The organism is Paraburkholderia madseniana (assembly GCF_009690905.1).
Classification (GTDB): Bacteria; Pseudomonadota; Gammaproteobacteria; order Burkholderiales; family Burkholderiaceae; genus Paraburkholderia; species Paraburkholderia madseniana.
In genome coordinates, this window is sequence record NZ_VOSW01000256.1 from 1 (window position 1) to 1,727 (window position 1,727).

The window sequence follows — 1,727 nt, forward strand, 5'->3', positions numbered from 1 at the left end:
GCGGTATCCAACCCGCGGATGTCAGTGTGATCCACCGTCGAGACTTACTGCTGCGCCGCCCTCAGGAAATTCATGCGTCAATGCAACCTGGAAACCAATTTCGCGATTGACACGCAAAGTCATATCAATACCAGCGAACCGCGCAGCTGATGACGACGGCAGGGAAGCGGTGACCGTGATAAAGCAATTTCGTTTTCTTCATCACTTCATTCTACCGCCGCCTCCCCGCCAAGCTGACAGAGCCGTCGCGAGTGCGCGTTGGCGAACAGGTCCTGGCGATCGGCTCGCCCGACCGCTTCCAGAATACCGTCACAGCCGGCATAGTCAGCGCCACTTCCCGCACGCTACCGGATGGCAGCAATTTTCCCTTTTTCCAGACCGACGTCTCCGTCAACCCCGACAACTCGGGTGGCCCGCTGTTCAACCGTGCTGGCGAGGTGGTCGGCATTGACGTGCAGGTTTATGCGGACTCAGACAGGTACCCCAGCCTGGCCTTTGCCATCCCGATCAACATGGCGGCCAAGGTGCGATTGCAGGTGCAAGCCACGCAAGCGACCTCTCCGGGCGGCCTTGGCGTGGAAGTGCAGGACGTCGGCCCCGGCCTGGCCGTGGCCTTTGGCCTGCCGCGACCGGCAGGTGCGCTGGTCAATTCCGTCGCGCCCGGCACAACGGCCGCCGCAAGCGGTCTCAAGCCAGGCGACGTGATCATCCGGATCGGCGACAAGCCGATTGATCGCTCGGCCGAACTCGGCGAGGATGCCGCTGCTTTGCCTCCTGGGACAAAAACCACACTCAAGCTGATCCGCAATCGAAGGCCGATGACAATCACGGTCATGGTCGGCGCGTCCGCGGAAAGCTCCAGCCCCAAAGCCCGACCAAGCGAAGGCGGCTCAGGCTCAGGGGATCGCCTGGGCTTGAGCATGCATCCGCTGAATGAGGACGAGCGGCGCGCGAGCGACCTGGCCGTCGGTCTGATGGTGGACGGAGTCGATGGGCCGGCGGCAAAAGCCGGCATCCAGTCTGGCGATATCGTCCTGTCGCTCAACGACACGTTGGTCGAAACGCAGGCGGACGTGACTGCGCTGGAAGCCAAGGCAGGGAAACAAGTAGCCGTGCTGATCCAGCGCAACCACGCACGCAGTTTTGTTTTGGTCGAGGTTAAATGATCAGCGGGACGTGGGCAGCGTTGGTGGTGCGAGGAAGCAGGGTTGCGCCGCAACGTCGCAAGACCGACGCGGGACCTATTGTTAGCCGAGCGTTTCGGCGGCGACTGTGAAGACTTACCGCTGCGAACGCGCGCCATTGCGTCGGTGAAAGGATTGGACGTTGCTTCATACTAGAATTCCTTGAACACCTGGAAGGAGACGACCATGGCACAAGAGCTCAGCACCAGAGCGCAAGAAACGCTTCTGGAACTCAGCCAACGCGCGGCGAGCGACCAACCTCTCATGGTTGAATGGGACATCCAGACCGAACTGGAAAAGCGCGACCTGATTTCGGCGGCCCCACACGGCGGGCGTCTGATCACAGAGAAGGGGCGGGCGTACGTGCGGGAGACGCACAATTGATCCGGCCGCGCGACGCGCGGCTGAAACCGTGCCCTAGAGCGTGTTAGGCACTTTGTGTGAGACCTGGTATCCTGGTGGGATGAAAAGAGCAGACCGCAAAGGGTATCCGAGCGATGTATCCGACGAAGAATGGAGCTTCGCGGCACCGTATCTGACGCT

At 61.2% G+C, this 1,727-nt stretch carries 1 protein-coding gene and 2 pseudogenes; 2 read left to right on the plus strand and 1 reads right to left on the minus strand.

Annotated features, from left to right (window positions below; all coding sequences use genetic code 11):
- Positions 1–127: 127 nt before the first annotated feature.
- Positions 128–202 (minus strand): annotated as a pseudogene (locus FSO04_RS48170) (IS6 family transposase); the annotation flags it as partial.
- Between the two features lie 16 nt (positions 203–218).
- On the opposite strand from FSO04_RS48170, the pseudogene FSO04_RS45660 reads away from it, so the two are divergent.
- Together FSO04_RS45660 and FSO04_RS45665 are read left to right on the plus strand one after the other, a co-directional pair.
- Positions 219–1,166 (plus strand): annotated as a pseudogene (locus tag FSO04_RS45660) (PDZ domain-containing protein); the annotation flags it as partial.
- Positions 1,167–1,370: 204 nt separating this feature from the next.
- Positions 1,371–1,568 carry a hypothetical protein gene (locus FSO04_RS45665; protein ID WP_154567992.1) on the plus strand — a complete coding sequence of 66 codons (198 nt, stop codon included), beginning with the start codon at positions 1,371–1,373 and terminating at the stop codon, positions 1,566–1,568.
- The last annotated feature ends 159 nt before the right edge of the window (positions 1,569–1,727 follow it).